This is a genomic window from Vibrio sp., from assembly GCF_050299255.1.
Classification (GTDB): Bacteria; Pseudomonadota; Gammaproteobacteria; order Enterobacterales; family Vibrionaceae; genus Vibrio.
Window position 1 is genome coordinate 1 of sequence record NZ_JBNKVP010000177.1, and the last position, 1,662, is coordinate 1,662.

A 1,662-nucleotide genomic window follows, 5' to 3' on the forward strand; every position below is an offset into this window, starting at 1 on the left:
CCTTATCTTCATGACCTGTGTCTGGGGGCTGTTGTGTCTCTCGGCCATCCTTTCGGGGGTTCAGATATACATTGAAGCGATGAGGCCGGATGGGTAACACCACCGGCCTCTTCAATTTTGCTTTGCTATAATTGGTCGTATGAGTTTTGATCCTGAACAGATCACGCTTTTTGCTAAGACCGACGCACGCGGCCAGCAAGTTCCTTTTGGCATTAAAGCCAAAGACCGAACCAGGCACGTATATGTAATTGGTAAGACGGGAATGGGTAAGTCTACGTTGTTGGAGAACATGGCAGTTCAGGATATTCAAAACGGTAACGGTCTGGCGTTTATCGACCCACACGGACAGACGGCGGAGACACTTTTGAACTACATTCCTGAAGAACGAAAAGAAGACGTGCTGTACTTCGCGCCGTTTGATATGGAGCACCCAGTTTCGTTTAACGTCATGGAAGATGTTGGTCCCGACAAACGTCACCTGGTTGTCTCTGGCCTGATGTCAGTCTTTGAGAAAATCTGGGTTGATGCCTGGAGTGCTCGTATGGCGTATATCCTCCAAAATACGCTCATGGCTCTTTTGGAGTATCCAGATTCAACACTTCTTGGTGTAAACCGCATGCTGTCTGATAAAACCTACCGTAAAAAGGTGGTTGATAATATCAGTGACCCGTCAGTGAAAAGCTTCTGGGTGGATGAGTTTGCACAGTACAACGAGCGGTACATGCAGGAGGCTGGTGATGCGATTAAGAACAAGATTGGACAGTTTACCGCCAATCCACTGATTCGAAACATCATTGGTCAGCCAAAGTCGAGTTTCGATATTCGTAAGATAATGGATGATAAGAAAATTCTTATCATGAACCTATCCAAGGGACTGGTTGGTGAAAGTAACGCTAACCTACTTGGTTCCATGCTCACCACTCGAATATATCTGGCGGCTATGAGTCGGGCAGACCTGACACTTGAAGGCATGAAAGCAATGCCAAACTTTTATTTCTACGTAGATGAGTTCCAAAGTTTTGCCAACGCTACCTTTGCCGATATTCTTTCGGAGGCGCGTAAGTACAAACTCAATCTTACGATTGCTCACCAGTACATTGAACAAATGGAGGAAGAGGTTAGAAATGCTGTGTTTGGCAACGTTGGAACAATCATTTCGTTCAGAGTCGGACCATTTGATGCTGAGGTACTTGAAACCGTATTTGCACCAAACTTTACAGCCACAGACATTGTGAACCTCGGCTTTGCGCAGATTTATCTAACCTTGATGATTGACGGGATTGGCTCGCATCCATTTTCTGCAACCACGTTGCCACCAATTGAGCCAGCTAGTGTTTCGTACCGTGATGTAATCGTGAACCGTAGTCGTCATCAGTTTGCGCATCCTCGAAAAGAAGTTGAAGACGTAATCAATAAGTGGCATGACTCAGCTCAGGCAGATGCCCTGCGTGAACACCAAGAAGCGTCAGCGGCTGGACAAGCTCGCTCCGAACGAAACAAGGGTAATAACCGAGGGGGCGGTCGTCCAAATGAAAAAAGTGACAATAGTAACCGAACAGAACGCAGCAATGGAAGTGACAAACCTGAGCGAGGAAACAATGGCCCTAAGAAGCCAAAGCAGCAGGAGAGTAAGAGTCTAGATGAGCTGCGGGCAATTTTAGG

General features: G+C 46.7%; 1 protein-coding gene. It reads left to right on the top strand.

Going from position 1 to position 1,662, the window contains the following annotated elements; genetic code table 11:
• Window positions 1–139 precede the first annotated feature (139 nt).
• On the top strand, window positions 140–1,662 hold a 1,523-nt coding region (locus ACQY6F_RS18910; protein WP_428776665.1), incomplete at its 3' end, for a type IV secretory system conjugative DNA transfer family protein.